The sequence below is a fragment of the Rhizobium sp. USDA 3886 genome, from assembly GCF_056279785.1.
This window is the reverse complement of sequence record NZ_JBWCDC010000001.1, coordinates 292,639-309,901: the sequence shown is the minus strand read 5'-3', so window position 1 is coordinate 309,901 and position 17,263 is coordinate 292,639. Positions and strand designations below refer to the sequence as shown.

The following is a 17,263-nucleotide window of genomic DNA, read 5'->3' as shown; positions in this document are numbered from 1 at the left end:
ACAACGAGCGAGATAGGTTTTGTCATCTCCCCTGACGTCGAGCAGCCGCCGCTTTCAGCTCATTCTCCTCAAGCCGTCGCACTATGATGACGACGGCTATGTAATCCGCTGGTGGCGGGCGATGATCCCTTCGAATTCGCTGGCGGCTCTCTTTGGCATTGCAGCCGACTGCGCGGAGCGCGAAGTGCTCGGCCCCGGCGTCGGCATCGACATCAAGGTGATCGACGAAACCAATACTCGCGTGCATATTCCGGAACTGCTCGCACTACTGAAGCAGCATGACAATTTCGGCATGGTCGCACTGGTCGGCGTTCAGTCGAACCAGTATCCGCGGGCGCTCGACATTGCCCGGCCGTTCCGCGCCGCAGGCATTCCGGTTTCGATGGGCGGCTTTCATGTCTCCGGTTGTCTCTCGATGCTCGACGGCAACGCGGTCGAACTCGACGCGTGCCGGGAGATGGGCATTTCGATGTTCGCCGGCGAGGCCGAAGGCAGGCTCGACAAGGTCTTGCAGGACGCGGCCTATGGCAAGCTTGCGCCGGTCTACAATTTCATGAACGACCTTCCAGGCATCGGCGGCACGCCGGTTCCCTTCCTGCCCAAAAAAAATGTCGAGCATACGCTCGGCCTCAGCAGCAGTTTCGACGCCGGTCGCGGCTGCCCCTACCAGTGTTCCTTCTGCACGATCATCAACGTGCAGGGCCGCAAATCCCGCTTCCGTTCGGCCGATGACGTCGAAAAGCTGGTGCGGATGAACTGGGCGCAGGGCATCCACAAGTTCTTCATTACTGACGACAACTTCGCCCGCAACAAGGATTGGGAAGCGATCTTCGACCGGCTGATCGAACTCAAGGAAAGGGATGGCATTCCGCTGGGATTGATGATCCAGGTCGATACGCTCTGCCACAAGATCCCGAACTTCATCGAAAAAGCGAAGCGCGCCGGCGTCACGCGGGTCTTCATCGGCCTGGAGAACGTCAATCCGGACAACCTGACAGCTGCCAAGAAGAACCAGAACAAGATCACCGAATACCGGAAGATGCTGCTTGCCTGGAAAGCGCAGGGCATCATGACGCTCGCTGGTTATATCCTGGGCTTTCCTTCCGACACGCCGGAAACCATCCGCCGCGATATCAAGATCATTCAGCACGAACTGCCGCTCGATGTCATCGAGTTCTTCGTCCTGACGCCGCTGCCGGGCTCGGAGGATCACCAGACGCTTTGGCGCAAGGGTGTCCCGATGGACGCCGACCTCAATACCTATGACGTCGAACATGTCTGCACTGCGCACGAGAAGATGAGCAGGCAGGAATGGGAGAGCATCTATCACGAGGCCTGGTCGCTCTATTATTCGCCGGAGCATGTAAAGACGCTGCTGCGCCGCGCCGTTGCGAGCGGCTTGCCGCTTGCAAGCCTCGTCAAGGTGCTGGTGTCCTTCGCAACGACGGTGCCGCTGGAAAATGTGCATCCGCTGCAAAGCGGGCTGTTGCGGCTGAAGCATCCTTCCGAACGCCGGCCCGGAATGCCGAAACCGCACCCCCTCGTCTTCTGGCCGCAATTCGTGTGGGAAACCGTTACCAAGCACGTTTCGCTGGCAGGCGTCATCCTGCGCATGAGCGCGACTGCGTTCCTCATCAAGAGAAGCCCGGCATCCAAATACTATATGGACCAGGCGCTGACGCCGGTCGATGACAGCGAAGAAGAGAAGCTGGATCTGTTCACCAAGACAGCCGGCGGTACCGCGGCCGTCACACATGTCAGGAAAATCCATCAGCTGACCCATGCCGGCCAGTAGCTTGATCAAGCCTCGGCCATGCGGGCGCTTTTCCGGTTCGTCAGATAAACGCCGGTGACAACGACGATCGTTCCGATGACCAGTGGCACTGTCAGCGGTTCGCCGAAGGCGATGAAGGCCTCGATCGCGACCGTCGGCGGCATCAGATAGATCAGCGACGCGGCCCGCGAGACGTGGCCGCGGCGGATTAGATACAGAAGCAGCCCGATCCCGCCCATCGACAGGCCGAAGACCGACCAGATCAGCGCTCCGATAGCCTCCGGCGTTCCGTCGAAATGCAGGCGCTCGAAGGTGAGCGCGAGCGGCACGGTCACGACAAGCGCACCCACATATTGCAGCATCGCAATCGTCTTGAGATCACCGGTCTGCAGGTGTTTCTTCTGGTAGATCGTGCCGTATGTGACGGAGGCCATGGCGGCGAGGTTGATCGCGAGCGGCACCGCCGCATGGGCGAGGCTCGCAGACGCAGGATCGAAAAGTTTTGGGGAAACGGCGATCGCTATGCCGAAGAAGCCGAGCAGAAGTCCGAACTTCTGGGTGGGCTGCAGGCGCTCGCCGATCAGGAAGGGTGCTGCCATCGCCGTCAGCAGCGGCTGCAGCGCTGCGATGATGCCGGAAATGCCAGCCGGAACGCCATTGGCGATCGCCCACCACAGACCGGCAAGATAGAATCCATGCAGAAAGAAACCGGAATAGATCGCCCGCAGCACCGTCGCGCGATCCGGCCATCTCGCCTTCAGCACCCGGCAGAGGCCAACGAACGCTAGCGCCGAAAGCGCAAAACGGATGCCGAGGAAGGTAAAGGGCTCCGAATGCAGCGCCGCATATTTCGCGACGACCCAGCCGGTAGACCAGAGCAGAACGAAGATGGCGGGAGCGAAACGATCGAGGGTCATTAGCGATCCTGGGACAACGGCAATGAGCGCGGTGTACCCGTCCTGCAGGCCTTGGTCAAAGGCGAAGCATTGATACTTATTTCAAGTTTCGCTGATGAGTGGCGCGAAACGGAAATGGCCGGGCGTCTGCCCGGCCATCTCATGCGCGGCTTCCGGTCGGGAGTTGCCGTCAGCCGAGCTTGATGAGCTTGCCTTCCTTGACGGACTGGACTGCCGCATCGGCGAGCGCCAGCGCGGCAAGGCCGTCGGCGCCGGAGGGCGAAATCTTGGCACCCTTTTCGATCGCGGCGATGAAGCTTGCGATCTCGTTGGCATAGGCTTCGGTGTAGCGGGTCATGAAGAAATCGTGCAGCGGCGGGCGGGTATAACCATCGCCGTTCGCGACCTCGATCGAGACCGGGCGCTGGTTTTCGGCCGCGACCATGCCTTTCGAGCCGTGCACCTCAATGCGCTGGTCGTAGCCATAGGTGGCACGGCGGGAGTTGGAGATGATCGCCTGCTTGCCGGACTTCGTCTGCAGGATGACCGAAACGCTGTCGTAATCGCCGGCTTCGCCGATCGCCTTGTCGACGAGTACGGCAGCCGTTGCCGTAACCGAGACCGGCTCTTCGCCGAGCAGGAAGCGGGCCATGTCGAAATCATGGATCGTCATGTCGCGGAAGATGCCGCCAGAGCGCTTGATGTAGTCGACCGGCGGGGCACCGGGATCGCGAGAGGTGATCGTCACCATTTCGACTTCGCCGATGCGGCCGTCGTCGATCGTCTTGCGCACCGCCATAAAATGCGGGTCGAAGCGGCGGTTGAAACCGACCATCAGCTTTGCCTTGGTCTCGTCAACGACCTTGATGCAGGCCCTGACACGATCGACGTTAAGATCGATCGGCTTTTCGCAGAAGATCGCCTTGCCGGCCCGCGCGAATCGCTCGATCAGGTCGGCATGCGTATCCGTCGGCGTGCAGATGACGACAGCGTCGATATCCTTGGCAGCCTCGATCACCTCGATGGTGCGGACCTCGCAGCCATAGGCGGAAGCGATCGCTTCGGCCGCCTGCGGAAACGCGTCGGCGACGGCAACAAGCTTCGCATTCACGTCGCCGCTCACGGCCTTCGCGTGAACCTTGCCGATGCGGCCGGCGCCGAGAAGACCAAATCTGACTGTCATGAGAACCTCCCTGGAATTCGGAACAAATAAACCGAATTTCGATAATTGTAGAATTTTCATTCCATTTTCTATGCGAGCCGTCAAGCCCGTTGCCCTTTCACATTCGCGAAATCCATCCTAAAGACAAGTGATCGAAATTTGACCGGGGGAAACATGCAACTGATCGATCCGAACCATCCGGCCTACCGCCGCGTCTGGGTGCGGGCGCTGATCGTGGGCGTATGTCTCGCCTGGGCGGCATTGGAGTTCGTCACCGGCGATCCCTTCTGGGGTGTGCTGTCGGCCGGCGCCGGCGCCTATGCCTTCTATATGCTTTTCTGGACCTTCAAGCCGCAACCGCCCGCAGAACCTAACGAAGCCTCCAAACCGGGAGAGACGGATCCCGAATAATCAGCGGCCGCGACGCCGCATGGCTTCATCGATCAGCAGGTTCGCGAGCATCATGCGCTTCGTCGCATTCTCCCGGAATGCCGGCGCGACGCGATCGGGATGGTTCGACTTGGCGAAAGCCCGGCGCTTTTCGTTCAGCGTCTGCAGCGTGTCGACGGCTGTAATCGCGAGTTCCGCCGCGATCTCGGCAGACGCAGTGCGCGCAAGATGTTCCGGCATGACGGGTTCCGGCTCAGGTTCCGCAACGGGCTGCGGCCGGATTTCCTCGTCTGCTGCGGCAGCGGGCGTCTCCGGTTCCATATTGTCGAGATAGCCTTGGCCCGCGCGTTGCGACGCCGCCGACACGCCCTCCATCACGTCGAAGGCGAGACCAATGCTGAAGCCATGGACGCGATGCTCGACGGACGCCTCGTCTTCGCTCGCTTCCTCCGCTTTCAGCCGCTCCAGAACGGATTGAAAAACCGATTGCCCGAACAACATGCCCCTTCCCTTCGAAGTGGCGTATTGAACACCGCCAGCATGGCGCCGGGCTTGCGTTCATTCTCCCTGCTTCCGGCTTTCCTCGAGAATAAGGTCATAAAGAAGCCGCGCGCTTGGGGGCAGCGCGCGCTCGCGGGCGGTAATCAGGCTGTAGGGCTTTACGTCTATCTTGAAATCGGTCGGCAACACGCGCACGTCGGACGCCTTCGCATCCTGGCCGGAGAGAAACTGGGCAACGTCCAGCGCTACGGGCGCGATGGCATCCGTCTCGCAAATAATCGCGCAGGTCAGCAGCAAGGATGACGTGTTGACGATATTTTCCGGCAGCGGCACCCTCGCCGCTAGAAAGATATCCTCCAGCGTTCGCCGCAGCAGCGTGCCCGGCGGCTGGAAAACCCAGCCGTAGCCATGGAGATCGGCGAGGCTGCTCACAGTCTTCTTCAGGAGCGGATGGCCCCTGCGCACGATCAGGCAGGCTTTTTCGATGCCTATTTCACGCACTTCGAAGAGCCGCGGATTGAGATCGTCAGGAATGCGGCCGATAATGAAGTCGTGTCGGGCGGCGAGCAGTTCCCGCGCCAAAACGTTGCTCGTCTCCACTTCTATGTTGATCTCGATACCCGGAAACGCCTTGCGGACCTTGTCGATGGCCGGAACGACGAGGCTCATGGCGGGCGCAGTGACGGCGCCTATGAAGACGGAGCCGCCCTTGCCGCTCTTCAACTCGGCAATCTCACGGCCGGCCTCGCGCAATTCCAGCAGAATTTTTCGTGCACGCCTGGCGAGTGCTTCTCCGAAGGTGGTCAGCACCACGCCACGGGCGACCCGCTCGTAAAGCGGCGTCTTCAGGATCGATTCCATTTCAGCGAGCATCCGCGAGGCGGCCGGCTGGGAAATGTTCAGGGTCTCCGCCGCTGCGGAAATCTGCCCGCTATCTTCGATTGCGACGATCATGCGCAGGTGATTCAGCTTCAAGCCCGCGCGCAGAAAGGCATCATCACCGAAATTGTCGCTATGGATATCGATGCGATCCGTGGAAATCGCGTCGGAAACAATCGCCATGGTTGCGGCCTCCCATCCGCGCTCCATCAAAAGTAATACTTTTTAACGATATACCAAATTTGTTATGCACTTTACCACTTATTCTATTTGACAGTTATAAGATTCCATACGAGTTTGCGGCCGTGTGCTGGTTGGCACTCAACACGTGTGAGATCGTGGAGGAGACCTACTTCGTTTCTCACCATCTGAAGTAACTATCCAATCTACGGAACCTGCCACAGTTTCGTTGGCGGGCGATTTTTCGTCCGCCGTCTATTAACAAGGGAGAGAGAAATGAAATCCATTATCTCATTGATGGCTGCGGCTGCCTTCGGCATCGCTTCATTCGTTATGCCGGCAATGGCGCAGGACAAGGGGATGGTAGGCATCGCGATGCCCACGAAATCTTCGGCTCGCTGGATCGACGACGGCAACAACATCGTCAAGCAGCTTGAGGCAGCGGGCTATAGCACCGACCTGCAGTATGCTGACGACGATATTCCGAACCAGCTGTCTCAGATCGAGAACATGGTCACGAAGGGCGCTAAGGTTCTCGTCATCGCCGCTATCGACGGCACGACGCTTTCCGACGTTCTCCAAAAGGCTCATGACTCCGGTATCAAAGTCATTGCATACGATCGCCTGATCCGCGACTCGGCCAACGTCGACTACTATGCAACGTTCGACAACTTCCAGGTCGGCGTCCTGCAGGCAACCTCCATCGTTGACGCCCTCGGCCTCAAGGATGGCAAGGGTCCATTCAACATCGAGCTTTTCGGCGGTTCGCCGGACGACAACAACGCCTTCTTCTTCTACGACGGCGCGATGTCTGTCCTGCAGCCCTACATCGACAGCGGCAAGCTCGTCGTGAAGTCTGGCCAGACCGGCATGGACAAGGTCGGCACACTGCGTTGGGACGCTGCAACGGCCCAGGCCCGCATGGACAACCTGCTCTCGGCTAACTACACCGACGCCAAGGTCGATGCCGTCCTGTCTCCGTACGACGGTCTCTCCATCGGCATCATCTCGTCGCTGAAGGGCGTCGGCTACGGCACCCCGGACCAGCCGCTCCCGGTTGTTTCCGGCCAGGACGCTGAAGTTCCGTCCGTGAAGTCGATCATTGCTGGCGAACAGCACTCGACAGTCTTCAAGGACACGCGCGAACTCGCCAAGGTCACCGTTGCAATGGTTGACGCTGTCATGTCCGGCAAGGAGCCGGAAGTCAATGACACCAAGACCTACGACAACGGCGTCAAGGTTGTTCCGTCCTACCTGCTGAAGCCGGTAGCGGTCGACAAGACCAACTACGAGAAGGTTCTCGTCGAAGGCGGTTACTATACGGCTGACCAGCTGAAGTAATCGTACCAGGTTGGCCGGAACCTGCTGCTTGCGGGTTCCGGTCTTCACTTTTATGATCGTCGCGCCGTATCTCCGGCTGCTGGCGTTGGATTTTGACTATGGACAATACAATCCTCGAAATGCGGAACATTACCAAGACGTTCCCGGGCGTAAAAGCGCTTGAGAATGTGAACCTCAAGGTTCGTCAGGGTGAAATTCACGCATTGGTGGGCGAAAATGGGGCCGGAAAATCGACCCTCATGAAAGTCCTCTCCGGCGTTTACCCGGCCGGCACTTACGATGGCGAGATCGTCTACGACGGCGAAGTCCGCAACTTTAAGGTGCTTAAGGACTCGGAAGAAATCGGCATCGTCATCATCCATCAGGAGCTGGCGCTCGTGCCGCTTCTGTCGATCGGCGAGAATATTTTCCTCGGCAACGAGAATGCCAAGAGCGGCATCATCAGCTGGCAGGAGACGTTCAACCGCACGCGGCAGTTGCTCGCAAAAGTCGGCCTGCGCGAATCTCCGGACACGCTTGTCACCGACATCGGCGTCGGCAAGCAGCAGCTCGTCGAGATCGCCAAGGCGCTGTCGAAAAGCGTCAAGCTGCTCATTCTCGATGAGCCGACGGCTTCGCTGAACGAAAGCGACTCCGACGCGCTGCTCAACCTGCTGATCGAATTCCGCAAGCAGGGTATCACCTCGATCATCATTTCGCACAAGCTCAACGAAGTACGCAAAGTCGCAGACCAGATCACGGTTCTGCGTGATGGCATGGCCGTCAAGACGCTCGACTGTCACACCGACGAGGTCAGCGAAGATGTCATCATCCGCAACATGGTGGGCCGCGATCTCGAGGACCGGTATCCGCCGCGTTCGGTTCCGATCGGCGAAACCATCCTCGAAGTGAAGAGCTGGAACGCCTATCACCAGCATCACCGCGACCGCCAGGTGCTGCACAACGTCAACGTCACCGTCCGCAAGGGCGAGGTCGTCGGCATCGCCGGTCTCATGGGGGCTGGACGAACGGAATTCGCCATGAGCGTCTTCGGCAAATCCTACGGCCATAAGGTCAGCGGCGAAGTGCTGATGCACGGCAAGCCGGTCGATGTCAGCACGGTCCGCAAGGCGATCGATGCCGGCCTCGCCTACGTCACCGAAGACCGCAAGCATCTCGGCCTCGTGCTCAATGACAACATCCTGCGCAACACCACGCTTGCCAATCTCAACGGCGTGTCGAACAGTACGATCATCGATGACGTTCAGGAGCTGAAGGTCGCGAACGACTACCGGTCGAAACTTCGCATCCGCTCTTCCGGCGTGTTCCAGGAAACGGTCAATCTCTCGGGCGGCAACCAGCAGAAAGTCGTGCTGTCCAAGTGGCTCTTCTCCGATCCTGATGTCTTGATCCTGGACGAGCCCACCCGCGGCATCGATGTTGGTGCCAAATACGAAATCTATACTATCATCAACCAGCTCGCAGCCGACGGCAAAGGCGTTCTGATGATCTCATCGGAAATGCCGGAACTGCTCGGCACGTGCGACCGCATCTACGTGATGAACGAAGGTCGCATCGTTGCGGAACTGCCGAAGGGAGAAGCGAGCCAGGAAACCATCATGCGCGCTATCATGCGCTCAGGGGAGAAGAGACAATGACTCCGGTCAACCCAGCCACCGAGGAAAGCAACGTCGTCTCGATTGCCGACTACATCCGGGGCAACATTCGCGAATACGGCATGCTCATCGCACTCGTCGCGATCATGGTGTTCTTCCAGCTTTACACGGGCGGCATTCTCTTCCGTCCGGTCAACCTGACGAACCTGGTTCTGCAGAATTCGTTCATCGTCATCATGGCGCTCGGCATGCTGCTCGTCATCGTGGCTGGCCATATCGACCTGTCGGTCGGCTCGATCGTCGCCTTCGTGGGCGCGCTCGCGGCCATCTTCACCGTGCAATGGGGCATGAATTTCTGGCTCGCGGGCCTGCTCTGCATGATGATCGGCGGCATTATCGGCGCCGCTCAGGGCTATTTCATCGCTTACCACCGCATCCCGTCTTTTATCGTAACGCTGGCCGGCATGCTGGTTTTCCGCGGTCTGACGCTCTTCGTGCTCGGCGGCAAGAACATCGGCCCCTTCCCCAAGGAATTCCAGATCATCAGCACCGGCTTCCTGCCGGGCGGCATGATCGACATCGCCGGAACGCCGGTACAGTCCACGTCGCTGATCCTGACGCTCATCATCCCGGTCGTCCTCTTCTATCTTGCCTGGCGCCGCCGCAAGGTGAATGAAAGCCACGGCATCGACGTCGAGCCGGCGGGCTTCTTCATTGCCCAGCACGCGCTCGTCACGCTCGCCATCCTGGCGCTCGGCTGGCAGTTGTCGAGCTACAGGGGCCTGCCGAACGTTCTCGTCGTCATGCTCGTGCTTATCGCAGCTTACGCCTTCATCACACGCCGGACGACGATCGGCCGCCGGATCTACGCGATGGGTGGCAACGAGAAAGCCACCAAGCTTTCCGGTATCAACACCGAGCGCCTGAGCTTCTACACTTTCGTCAACATGGGCGTCCTTGCCGGCCTGGCAGGCATCATCGTTGCGCTGCGCCTGAACTCCGCGACGCCGAAAGCAGGCGTCGGCTTCGAGCTCGACGTCATCGCAGCCTGCTTCATCGGCGGCGCCTCCGCCTCCGGCGGCGTTGGCAAGATCACCGGTGCCGTCATCGGCGCGTTCATCATGGGCGTCATGAACAACGGCATGTCGATCGTCGGCCTTGGCATTGATTTCCAGCAGATGGTGAAGGGCCTTGTGCTTTTGGCCGCCGTCTTCTTCGACGTTTATAACAAGAACAAGGGCTAAGCGCTCCGGCGCCAGTCCAGGCATTTGCAGGCATGAGAAAGACCAGTTCCGGCTCCCTCGGAAGCCGGAGAGGCGGAGCTTTTCCGCGCCCAGCTATAGAGGATGAAAGCCGTGCTTATTTCGCAGATCAAGGGTTCGAACGGAGAGATCATCGTCGCCGTGCGTGAGCCGGGCGGTGCAGCGAAAGCCGTGAAGAATGCAAACAGCGTTTACGCGCTGGCAATGGAAGCCGCAGACGCCGGTAAGCCGCTGGTTTCAGTCATCGAGACGCATGGCTACGGCGATGCCGTCGATCTGGAAAAGGCCTATGCGGAGGGTAACTTCCTCCCGCCGATCACCCATCCGGATGCTGCTCACCTTCATCTGACCGGCACCGGCCTCACGCATCTGGGATCGGCGGCGACCCGCGACTCCATGCACAAGAAGACCACCGAGGCCGCGGAAGAAACGCTCACGGACTCGATGAAGATGTTCAAGATGGGCCTTGAGAACGGCAAGCCGAAGGCCGGTGAAAAGGGCGTGCAGCCCGAATGGTTCTACAAGGGCAACGGCTACGGCGCTGCCGCACCCGGTGCTCCCCTCGTCTCCCCCTCCTTCGCGCTTGACGGCGGCGAAGAGCCGGAGATGGCCGGCATCTATGTGATCGCCAAGGACGGCACGCCGTTTCGCATCGGCTTTGCGCTCTCCAACGAGTTCTCCGACCACGTCACTGAGCGGATCAACTATCTCTATCTCGCCCATTCCAAGCTCCGCCCCGCAAGCTTCGGCCCGGAAATCCGCATCGGCGTTGCGCCTGAGGATATCCGCGGAACCTCGCGCATCAAGCGCGGCGACAAAGTGATCTTCGAGAAGCCGTTTCTCTCCGGCGAGGCGAACATGTCGCATACCTTCGCGAACCTCGAATATCACCACTTCAAATACGGCCTCTTCCGCGTGCCGGGGGATGTTCACGTCCACATGTTCGGCACCGCCACGCTCTCCTTCGCAGATGGCGTCAAGACGGAAGAGGGCGATGTCTTCGAGATCGAGGTTGCCGAATTCGGCCTACCGCTGCGCAATCCGCTGAAGGTCGCCGCCGAAGAAAATATCGCTGTCAAGCAGCTTTGAATTTTGCGCTGGGCCGGCCGCGAGCTGCGGCCGGACCACTTTGTAAAGGGTAAAGGAGGCTCGTTCAGCCCATGACCATTTATCAAAACCTGATCGCCGGCGAATGGACCGGCGCCGACGCCGTCGAAAACATCAATCCGTCCGATACGAAGGAGGTCGTTGGCCTCTATGCCAGCGGCTCCGCCGCCGACACCAAGAACGCCATCGCCGCCGCCAAGGCCGCCTTCCCCGCATGGTCGCGTTCCGGCATCTGGGAACGCCACGTCATCCTGAAGAAGGCGGGTGACGAGATCATGGCGCGCAAGGATGAGCTCGGCGCGCTGCTCGCCCGTGAAGAAGGCAAGACGCTGCCCGAAGCGATCGGCGAGACGATACGCGCCTCGCAGATCTTCGAATTCTTCGCAGGCGAAGCCTTGCGCCTTGCCGGCGAAGTCGTGCCCTCCGTGCGTCCGAATATCGGCGTCGAGATCACCCGCGAACCGCTCGGCGTCATCGGCATCATCACGCCCTGGAACTTCCCGATCGCGATCCCTGCCTGGAAGATCGCCCCGGCGCTCTGCTACGGCAACACCGTCGTTTTCAAGCCGGCCGAGCTCGTTCCCGGCTGCTCCTGGGCGATCGTCGATATCCTCAACCGTGCGGGCCTGCCGAAAGGCGTGCTCAACCTCGTCATGGGCAAAGGCTCGGTCGTCGGCCAGACGATGCTCGACAGCCCGGACCTTGCCGGCATCACCTTCACCGGCTCCGTCGGCACCGGAAAGCGCGTCGCCGTCTCCTCCATCGAGCATAATCGCAAGATCCAGCTCGAAATGGGCGGCAAGAACCCGATGGTCATCCTCGATGACGCCGATCTCAACGTCGCCGTCGAAGCAGCCGCCAACTCGGCCTTCTTCTCGACCGGCCAGCGCTGCACGGCATCGTCTCGCCTGATCGTGACGGAAGGCATCCATGACAGGTTCGTGGCTGCCATGACCGAGAAGCTGAAGTCGCTGAACGTCGATCACGCGCTGAAGACCGGCACGCATATCGGCCCGGTCGTCGACGAGAGACAATTGAAGACCGACATCGATTACATCGAGATTGGCAGACAAGAAGGCGCCAAGCTTGCCTTCGGCGGCGAGCTGATCTCGCGCGACACGCCCGGCTTCTACCTGCAGCCGACGCTCTTTACTGAAGCGACCAACCAGATGCGCATCTCCCGCGAGGAAATCTTCGGACCGGTCGCATCAGTCATTCGTGTCAGGGATTACGACGAGGCGCTGGCTGTCGCCAATGACACGCCGTTCGGCCTGTCGTCGGGCATCGCTACTACCAGCCTCAAGCACGCGACGCACTTCAAGCGCAATGCCGAAGCCGGCATGGTGATGGTCAACCTGCCGACCGCAGGCGTCGACTTCCATGTTCCCTTCGGCGGACGCAAGGGCTCGTCCTACGGCTCACGCGAGCAAGGCAAATACGCCGCCGAATTCTTCACTGTCGTGAAAACCGCCTACACGCTCGCATAAACGGATATCAAATCCCAAGCCGCCGCGTCCGACGGCTTGGGGCACTCAAAGGGCAAGGACAATGAAAAAGAAAGCGGAATGGCCGCGCAGGCTGAGGTCGCAGGAATGGTACGGCGGCACGAGCCGCGACGTGATCTATCACCGCGGCTGGATGAAGAACCAGGGATATCCGCACGACCTGTTCGACGGGCGCCCTGTCATCGGCATCCTCAACACCTGGTCAGATATGACGCCGTGCAACGGCCATCTGCGCGAGCTCGCTGAGAAGGTGAAGGCGGGCGTCTGGGAGGCCGGCGGCTTCCCAATGGAGGTGCCAGTATTCTCGGCATCCGAAAACACCTTCCGCCCGACGGCAATGATGTACCGCAACCTCGCCGCGCTCGCCGTCGAGGAAGCGATCCGCGGCCAGCCGATGGACGGCTGCGTGCTGTTGGTTGGTTGCGACAAGACCACGCCGTCGCTGATCATGGGTGCCGCTTCCGTCGATCTGCCCTCGATCGTCGTCACCGGCGGGCCGATGCTGAACGGCTATTTCCGCGGCGAACGCGTCGGCTCCGGCACGCATCTGTGGAAGTTCTCCGAAATGGTGAAGGCCGGCGAGATGACCCAGGCCGAATTTCTTGAGGCGGAAGCCTCGATGAGCCGTTCCTCGGGCACATGCAACACCATGGGCACCGCCTCGACCATGGCTTCCATGGCCGAAGCGCTCGGCATGGCACTGTCCGGCAACGCCGCCATCCCCGGTGTCGATTCCCGCCGCAGGGTCATGGCGCAACTCACCGGCCGCCGTATTGTACAGATGGTCAAGGACGACCTGAAGCCCTCTGACATCATGACGAAAGAGGCTTTCGAGAACGCGATACGCACGAATGCGGCGATTGGCGGCTCGACAAATGCGGTCATCCACCTGCTCGCCATGGCCGGCCGCGTGGGCATCAACCTGACACTGGACGATTGGGACCGCTGTGGCCGCGACGTGCCGACCATCGTCAACCTGATGCCGTCGGGCAAATACCTGATGGAGGAGTTCTTCTACGCCGGCGGCCTGCCCGTCGTGTTGAAGCGCCTCGGCGAGGCAGGCCTCCTGCACAAGGACGCATTGACTGTGTCCGGCGAAACCGTGTGGGACGAAGTCAAGGACGTCGTCAACTGGAACGAGGACGTCATCCTGCCCGCCGAAAAGGCGCTGACGTCTTCGGGCGGCATCGTAGTGGTGCGCGGCAATCTCGCGCCGAAGGGCGCGGTGCTGAAGCCGTCTGCCGCTTCCCCGCATCTGTTGACGCATCGAGGCCGCGCGGTCGTCTTCGAGGACATCGACGATTATAAGGCCAAGATCAACGACGACAATCTCGACATCGACGAGACCTGTGTCATGGTCATGAAGAACTGTGGTCCGAAGGGCTATCCCGGTATGGCCGAAGTGGGGAACATGGGTCTGCCTCCCAAGGTGCTTAAGAAGGGCATCACCGACATGGTGCGCATCTCCGATGCCCGCATGTCGGGCACGGCCTATGGCACAGTCGTGCTGCACACCTCCCCGGAAGCTGCGGTCGGCGGGCCACTCGCGGTCGTGAAAAACGGCGACATGATCGAGCTCGACGTGCCGAACCGCCGTCTACACCTCGACATCTCCGACGAGGAACTGACGCGGCGCCTCGCCGAATGGCAGCCGAAGCATGATCTGCCGACATCAGGTTATGCCTGGCTGCACCAGCAGCATGTCCAAGGCGCCGATACTGGCGCCGACCTCGACTTCCTCAAGGGATGTCGCGGAAGCGCGGTCGGCAAGGACAGCCACTGAGGCCAAACGGTTACCAGCATCAAAAGGCGGGACGAAAGTTCCGCCTTTTTCTTTGAGAGCCGGCATTTCTTCCGGAACGATCCCGCCTCCCCGCCGTTATCGCGCCAGGGAGGGCGCCATGCCTGGAGTGCGAAAACTGATTGTGCTCAGTGCCTTCAACAAGGATGAGCACGGTACCCTGATTCCGGCATTCGAGCCTCGGCACATGAAGAGGGAAGACACGGCCGTCTATATCGCCCAGACGCTCGTCAACGATTATGATGGCGTCGTCGTCTGGTGCCACGAGAGAAACCCTGGCATCGGCGAACAAGGCCCATCGGTCATCCTGTTCCAGTCAGGCTTGGTGCCGGAATTCGATTAGCCGCAGCCTTTTGTCGTATCGAAGCTCCGGGGCGGGCGAGACAGCATGACCGTTTTTTCCGTCAAGCACATCACGCATTATTCCTACAAACGGCCCGTCACCTTCGGGCAGCACCGCGTGCTTTTCCGCCCGCGGGACAGCTTCGACCAGCGTCTTCTGGATGCGACCCTGACGATTGACCCCGAGCCGGCCCAGATCCGCTGGATACACGACGTCTTTGGAAATTGCATTGCGCTCGTGGACATCGACCGGCCGGCGGATCAGTTGCGCTTCGAGACCAATATTCGCCTTGATCACACACCGCAGGTGCCGCTCGATCTTGAGATCGATCGCAAGGCACTGACCTATCCGTTTTCCTATGGCGACGAAGAGATGCCGGACCTTTCCTGCACGATCACACGCCACTACGAGGATCCGGACGGTGCGGTTGCTCACTGGGCGCATCAGTTCGTCGGAACAAGCTCCTCGGGCCAGACCGGCCACGTCCTGATGACGCTCTGCTATGCGATCCACGAAAGTTTCGTCTATGCCCGCCGCTCGGAACACGGAACGCAGGCGCCGATCCAGACGCTCATGCAGCGGCAGGGAACTTGCCGCGACTTTGCCCTGCTGATGATGGAGGCCGCCCGGTCGCTTGGCCTCGCTGCCCGTTTCGTCACCGGTTATATCTACGTGCCGGATCGCGACGGTTCGATGACGCTCGGCGGCGGCTCGACGCATGCCTGGTGCCAGGTTTATCTCCCGGGCGCCGGCTGGGTGGAATTCGATCCCACGAACGGCATCGTCGGCAACCACGATCTGATCCGCGTCGGCGTTGCGCGCGATCCCCGCCAAGCGGTTCCACTCTGGGGCAGCTATGACGGAGCGGCGGACGATTTCGACGATCTGATTGTGCAGGTCAATGTCACTACCGAACGGTAAAGTGTGGTGAAGAGCCTGTGGAACTGATAGCTTTTCCTGACGTTCCATGATGGCCTGCGGGCTTGCTGGATGAAGGAGCTTCCATGAAGATTCGCGCTGGTTTCACGATAGGCTATGAATGCGGGCAGCCAACGCCAATGCTTCTCGTCCTCAATATCCACCCCTCGCGACGTCCCGACCTCTTGACGGATCAGGTGCTGTCGTTCAACCAGCCGATCGAGGCGTGGAACTATACCGACGGTTTTGGCAATTCCTGTACGCGCATCGTCGCCCCGCCCGGAGTGACCACGATTTCGACCGCGTTCGAGATCTATGACAGCGGCCAGCCGGATGTCGTGCCGGTGGACGCTCCGCAGCACGAGATCAAGGACCTGCCGGACGACGTGCTCGTTTTCCTTCTCGGCAGCCGTTACTGCGATACGGATCGGCTAGGTGATTTCGCCTGGGCGACATTCTCGAACACGATATCCGGCTGGCCGCGCGTGCAAGCTATTGCCGATTTCGTACACGGCCATATCGAGTTCGACTACCTGAAAGCCGATGCGCGCAGAACCGCGCATGGCGGCTATTCAGACAGGACCGGCGTCTGCCGGGACTTCGCGCATCTTGCCATAACGCTCTGCCGCTGCATGAACATACCGGCGCGCTATTGCACCGGATATCTCGGCGATATCGGCGTGCCGCCCGATCCCGCGCCAATGGATTTCAGCGCCTGGTTCGAAGTCTATCTGGGCGGTCACTGGCATACCGTGGATGCCCGGCACAATATTCCGCGCATCGGCCGCATACTGATGGCAACCGGCCGCGATGCGACTGATGTAGCCATCTCGACCGCTTTCGGCCCGGCCGTATTGAAGCAGTTCGATGTGGTCACGGAAGAGGTGCCCGGCGATGACACCGCCATCGCCTAGCCAGGCATTCGGGTATTCCGCCTGCCGTGCACCGCTACGGAAACAGAAAGCTAATCCCAGGTTACGTGCTCGCAGGGCCTACCATAGTACGCCTCTGAATGTAATATAGATGATGAAAGCCAGGCTGATCGCCGGCGTCGATTTAATCAAGAATTCGACATATCGAAACTGAGTGAGGGACAGAGCGATGTTCCTCCAGGAGTAAAAGGTTATCGTGGAAGACATGAAATCCTCCTCCTTTGGTTAGGGCTAGGTACTGCGACCATCTGACGTCGGCAGCACAAGGTCGTTCGGTGGGGAATCCCTCGCGGCGCAGTTATTCGGGCGCCGCGAAAACGACCTCCATCTAAGCCTGTCAGGCGCGATCGATATCTGTACGATCAGCGAAAATCCCGTGCAGTGAGCGTCAGATTATTTCCGCGCCGATGTGCATAGGCTCTGGAGGCTGCTTCCTGGATCGTAGAGCGTGCGGCGTCAAAGGCACCGAGACAGGCCAGTTCCGAAGCGCTCGCCGCGGCGGATTGTCCAAGTGCTGCTGCTTCGACGAGAAACCTGACTTCGAACATGCCGTCGTAGCCGGTAAAGCGGACAGCCTTCCTCGTTTCGTCGAAAGTACGGCTTCTGTTGGGAAAGATGAGCGTCATTCGGCTAGTCCTCAAAGTGAGCGTGGGTCAGGCGGTATGCTGCGACCATCG

At 60.1% G+C, this 17,263-nt stretch carries 16 protein-coding genes; 11 read left to right on the top strand and 5 right to left on the bottom strand.

Annotation, left to right across the window (positions count from 1 at the left end):
- Positions 1-19: 19 nt before the first annotated feature.
- Entirely contained in the window at positions 20-1,795 is a 1,776-nt protein-coding gene (locus ACZ9BX_RS01520) for a B12-binding domain-containing radical SAM protein (protein ID WP_476215247.1), read from the top strand.
- Positions 1,796-1,800: 5 nt separating this feature from the next.
- On the opposite strand, the gene ACZ9BX_RS01515 is transcribed toward ACZ9BX_RS01520, so the two are convergent.
- Complete coding sequence (locus ACZ9BX_RS01515) at positions 1,801-2,691, bottom strand: DMT family transporter (protein ID WP_476215246.1); 891 nt, start codon at positions 2,689-2,691, stop codon at positions 1,801-1,803.
- Between the two features lie 169 nt (positions 2,692-2,860).
- The gene (gene iolG, locus ACZ9BX_RS01510; protein ID WP_476215245.1) at positions 2,861-3,853 is read right to left on the bottom strand and encodes an inositol 2-dehydrogenase; all 993 of its coding nucleotides are present in this window, start codon (positions 3,851-3,853) and stop codon (positions 2,861-2,863) included.
- A gap of 153 nt (positions 3,854-4,006) precedes the next feature.
- Between iolG and ACZ9BX_RS01505 the strand changes: the two genes are divergently transcribed.
- Positions 4,007-4,243, top strand: coding sequence for a hypothetical protein (locus tag ACZ9BX_RS01505; RefSeq protein ID WP_476215243.1), 237 nt, complete (start codon positions 4,007-4,009; stop codon positions 4,241-4,243).
- On the opposite strand, the gene ACZ9BX_RS01500 is transcribed toward ACZ9BX_RS01505, so the two are convergent.
- Positions 4,244-4,723: a hypothetical protein gene (locus ACZ9BX_RS01500; RefSeq protein WP_476215241.1), complete on the bottom strand. Its 480-nt coding sequence runs from the start codon at positions 4,721-4,723 to the stop codon at positions 4,244-4,246.
- A gap of 57 nt (positions 4,724-4,780) precedes the next feature.
- Complete coding sequence (locus ACZ9BX_RS01495; RefSeq protein ID WP_476215239.1) at positions 4,781-5,785, bottom strand: LysR family transcriptional regulator; 1,005 nt, start codon at positions 5,783-5,785, stop codon at positions 4,781-4,783.
- A gap of 273 nt (positions 5,786-6,058) precedes the next feature.
- Here ACZ9BX_RS01495 and chvE point away from each other — a divergent pair, with 273 nt between their 5' ends.
- From chvE to ACZ9BX_RS01450, 9 genes are all read left to right on the top strand, one after another.
- Positions 6,059-7,123 (top strand): multiple monosaccharide ABC transporter substrate-binding protein, encoded by a 1,065-nt coding sequence (gene chvE, locus ACZ9BX_RS01490; RefSeq protein ID WP_027508234.1) that lies wholly within the window; start codon positions 6,059-6,061, stop codon positions 7,121-7,123.
- A gap of 98 nt (positions 7,124-7,221) precedes the next feature.
- Entirely contained in the window at positions 7,222-8,760 is a 1,539-nt protein-coding gene (gene mmsA / locus ACZ9BX_RS01485) for a multiple monosaccharide ABC transporter ATP-binding protein (RefSeq protein ID WP_476215236.1), read from the top strand.
- Entirely contained in the window at positions 8,757-9,962 is a 1,206-nt protein-coding gene (mmsB, locus tag ACZ9BX_RS01480) for a multiple monosaccharide ABC transporter permease (protein ID WP_027508232.1), read from the top strand. The genes mmsA and mmsB overlap by 4 nt, the downstream gene beginning before the upstream one ends.
- A gap of 111 nt (positions 9,963-10,073) precedes the next feature.
- Positions 10,074-11,069, top strand: coding sequence for an AraD1 family protein (gene araD1, locus ACZ9BX_RS01475; RefSeq protein ID WP_165928146.1), 996 nt, complete (start codon positions 10,074-10,076; stop codon positions 11,067-11,069).
- Positions 11,070-11,140: 71 nt separating this feature from the next.
- Positions 11,141-12,574, top strand: coding sequence for an aldehyde dehydrogenase family protein (locus ACZ9BX_RS01470; RefSeq protein ID WP_476215234.1), 1,434 nt, complete (start codon positions 11,141-11,143; stop codon positions 12,572-12,574).
- A 61-nt stretch (positions 12,575-12,635) separates the two neighbouring features.
- Entirely contained in the window at positions 12,636-14,375 is a 1,740-nt protein-coding gene (gene araD, locus ACZ9BX_RS01465) for an L-arabinonate dehydratase (RefSeq protein WP_476215232.1), read from the top strand.
- Between the two features lie 118 nt (positions 14,376-14,493).
- Positions 14,494-14,736, top strand: a complete 243-nt coding sequence (locus ACZ9BX_RS01460; protein ID WP_476215230.1) for a hypothetical protein — start codon at positions 14,494-14,496, stop codon at positions 14,734-14,736.
- Between the two features lie 45 nt (positions 14,737-14,781).
- Entirely contained in the window at positions 14,782-15,657 is an 876-nt protein-coding gene (locus tag ACZ9BX_RS01455; protein WP_476215228.1) for a transglutaminase family protein, read from the top strand.
- 83 nt (positions 15,658-15,740) lie between these two features.
- Complete coding sequence (locus ACZ9BX_RS01450; protein WP_476215226.1) at positions 15,741-16,568, top strand: transglutaminase-like domain-containing protein; 828 nt, start codon at positions 15,741-15,743, stop codon at positions 16,566-16,568.
- A gap of 380 nt (positions 16,569-16,948) precedes the next feature.
- On the opposite strand, the gene ACZ9BX_RS01445 is transcribed toward ACZ9BX_RS01450, so the two are convergent.
- A complete protein-coding gene (locus ACZ9BX_RS01445) occupies positions 16,949-17,212 on the bottom strand; it encodes a DUF1488 family protein (RefSeq protein WP_027508225.1) in 264 nt (87 codons plus the stop codon).
- Positions 17,213-17,263: the final 51 nt, after the last annotated feature.